General features: G+C 71.8%; 1 protein-coding gene and 1 pseudogene. Both read right to left on the bottom strand.

The window, feature by feature from the left end:
* On the bottom strand, positions 1 to 1,067 hold a 1,067-nt coding region (locus FVW27_RS16190), incomplete at its 3' end, for a GGDEF domain-containing protein (protein WP_167127088.1).
* Positions 1,064 to 1,289, bottom strand: a pseudogene (locus FVW27_RS16185) (HD-GYP domain-containing protein); the annotation flags it as partial. The gene FVW27_RS16190 and the pseudogene FVW27_RS16185, both read right to left, overlap by 4 nt.

Here is a 1,289-nt window from a genome sequence, read left to right as displayed (position 1 = left end):
CCCGCACAGGCGGCGTTGCCCGCGTCGGTCACCGGGGCCAGTTGGCAGGCGGCGTCGGCGCGACCCTCGCCTTGCTGGCGGTAGCGGGCAATGCCGATGCTCAGGGTGCAGCCGTGGTTCTGGCACTGGGAGAAGCGGTGGCGGATGCGCTCGGCCACGGCGCGCACGGAATTCTCGTCCGGGCAGGCGAACAGGATGCCGAACTCGTCGCCCCCGATGCGGCAGGGCGTGTCGGTGCCCGCGCGCACCGCCTCGGCGATGACATCGCCCAGCAGTCGCAGCAGTTCGTCGCCCGCCGCGTGCCCGTGGGTGTCGTTGACGGCCTTGAAGCGGTCGCAGTCCACCAGCATCAGATGGAAGGGAGGGCGCAGCCGGGCATCGGCGGCCAGTTCGGCCAGGCGCCGTTCGAAGTGGCGGCGGTTGAACAGGCCGGTCAGCGCATCGCGCACGGCCAGTTCCTCCATGTGCCGGGCGCGGCTGTCCGTGGCTTCCAGGCGGGCCATCAGGTGCCGTTCGCGGCTGGCCACCAGGTGGGCCATCCATTCCAGGTTGCGCTTCAGGCGCAGCAGATCGTGTTCGTCCTCGTGCTCGTTGGGCAGCGCCAGCGGGCGCGGCTGGCGGCCTTCGCGCAGGGCCAGGCAGAAGACGTTGATCTCGCGGATGTCGCGCAGCAGCACGAAGCGGCAGATCAGCCCGGCCACGGGGATGCACAGCACCAGCGCCCCGGCCAGGTACAGGGCCACGGCCAGGACCACATCATCATAGATGCTCATGGGCAGTGCGCGGGGCAGGCCCGGCAGCACGGCGCGGCCTTGCGATTCCAGATGGTGCAGCAGTACCCCGGCGGGCACAGTCACCGCCAGAAACAGCGCGATGGCCAGCCGGGTGCGAGGGTTCAGCGCATCCACGCCGCGCCAGAAGGCGTCGATGAGTCGGCGCAGCCAGCGGGGGGCGCTCAGGGCCAGGCCCGGCCCGGAGACATTGTCCGTGGCGCGGGCGGCGCCTGTGGCCCCAACGGAATCGACCGGGTTGCGAGCGCCGGTATTGCAGGACGTAGTGTGGTTCATGCGGGCACCGGGATCAGCAGGCCGCGCGGCGTGGCGCGCCCGTCTTCCCACGTGTCTTCCCATGTGGCGCTCCGTGGGACGATGGTGTCATTGCGGCGGGCGGGGTCGGCAGTGCCCGCCGCGCCTGGGGTGGTGGGGGTAGCCGCCGGAGCGGCGGATGGTGCGGAGGGCAGGAGAGCGCCCAGTCCGTCCGGTCCGCCAGATCCGGGCACGGCAGCCTGC

This window comes from Nitratidesulfovibrio liaohensis (assembly GCF_011682075.1).
Classification (GTDB): domain Bacteria; phylum Desulfobacterota; class Desulfovibrionia; order Desulfovibrionales; family Desulfovibrionaceae; genus Cupidesulfovibrio; species Cupidesulfovibrio liaohensis.
This window is presented reverse-complemented; position numbering and strand designations above follow the sequence as displayed.